Consider the following 1,401-nt stretch of genomic DNA (forward strand, 5'->3'; position numbering starts at 1 on the left):
AAACAACGGTGTAACTCCGATCAAGGGAGTAGCACCTGATGACGATCACTACTGATACGGCGGATACTGCCGCGGTGCCTACGGATGAGACGGCCAAGCGGCCCCGTGCGTCCAAGACGACGCCGGCGGGTGTGGACCCGGTGTTGGTGTCGCAGCTGGTGGCCCAGGCTCGCGAGCAGGGGCTGCAGCTGTCCGGCGAGGGTGGGCTGCTGCAGCAGCTGACGAAGATTGTGTTGGAGTCGGCGCTGGATGGTGAGCTCACCGACCACCTCGGCTACGACAAGCACGACCCGGCCGGCGCGAATTCCGGCAACTCGCGCAACGGCAGCCGGCCGAAGACCGTGCTGACCGATGTCGGGCCGGTGCAGATCGACGTGCCGCGGGACCGGGCGGGCTCGTTCGAGCCGGTCATCGTCAAGAAGCGTCAGCGCAGGCTGTCCGGTGTGGAGGACCTGGTGCTGTCGCTGTCGGCGAAGGGCCTGACCACCGGCGAGATCTCCGCGCACCTGGGCGAGGTCTACGGCGCCGAGGTGTCGAGACAGACCATCTCCACCATCACCGACAAGGTGATGGACGGCATGGCCGAGTGGCAGAACCGGCCCCTCGATCCGGTCTACCCGGTGGTCTTCCTCGACGCGATCAACGTCAAGATCCGCGACGGGAAGGTCGCGAACCGGCCGATCTACGTCGCTCTGGCGGTCACCGCCGACGGCAACCGCGACATCCTCGGCCTGTGGGCCGGCGACGGCGGTGAGGGCGCCAAGTTCTGGCTGCAGATCTGCACCGAGCTGAAGAACCGCGGCGTCGACGACGTCCTCATGGCCGTCTGCGACGGATTGACAGGGCTGCCGGACGCGATCGGGCAGGTCTGGCCCCTCACCGTGGTGCAGACCTGCGTGGTACATCTGCTGCGCAACTCCTTCCGCTACGCCGCCCGGCAGCACTGGGACGCCATCGCCAAGGCGTTGCGCCCCGTCTACACCGCACCGACCGAGGCCGCGGCCACTGAACGGTTCCTGGAGTTCGCCGAGGCCTGGGGTGGCAGGTATCCGGCGATCGTGAAGCTGTGGGAGAACGCCTGGGCGGAGTTCGTGCCGTTCCTGTCCTTCGACGCCGAGATCCGCCGCGTGATCTGCTCAACCAACGCCATCGAGAGCGTCAACGCCCGTATCCGCCGCGCGGTCCGCGCCCGCGGCCACTTCCCCAACGACACCGCCGCGCTCAAGTGCGTCTACCTGGCGGTGATGAGCCTGGACCCGACCGGGCAAGGCCGCAAACGCTGGGTCACCCGCTGGAAAGGCGCACTCAACGCCTTCGACATCGCCTTCGACGGACGCCTGTCCGCAGGCCGCAAGTAGACCCCAAACAAAATTCAGTTACACCGTTATCTTGACACTCCCG

The 1,401-nt window shown here is 66.8% G+C and carries 1 protein-coding gene; it reads left to right on the forward strand.

The features are described from left to right. Positions 1-38 precede the first annotated feature (38 nt). Positions 39-1,358 (forward strand): IS256 family transposase, encoded by a 1,320-nt coding sequence (locus ABT297_RS43020; RefSeq protein WP_350559994.1) that lies wholly within the window; start codon positions 39-41, stop codon positions 1,356-1,358. Positions 1,359-1,401 lie beyond the last annotated feature (43 nt).

It is taken from the genome of Dactylosporangium sp. NPDC000555 (assembly GCF_040300025.1).
Classification (GTDB): Bacteria; Actinomycetota; Actinomycetes; order Mycobacteriales; family Micromonosporaceae; genus Dactylosporangium.

What these genes read in the sequence shown, in the direction of transcription:
- ABT297_RS43020 (WP_350559994.1), top strand. Translation starts at nt 39, where the DNA reads ATGACGATCACTACTGATACGGCGGATACTGCCGCGGTGCCTACGGAT.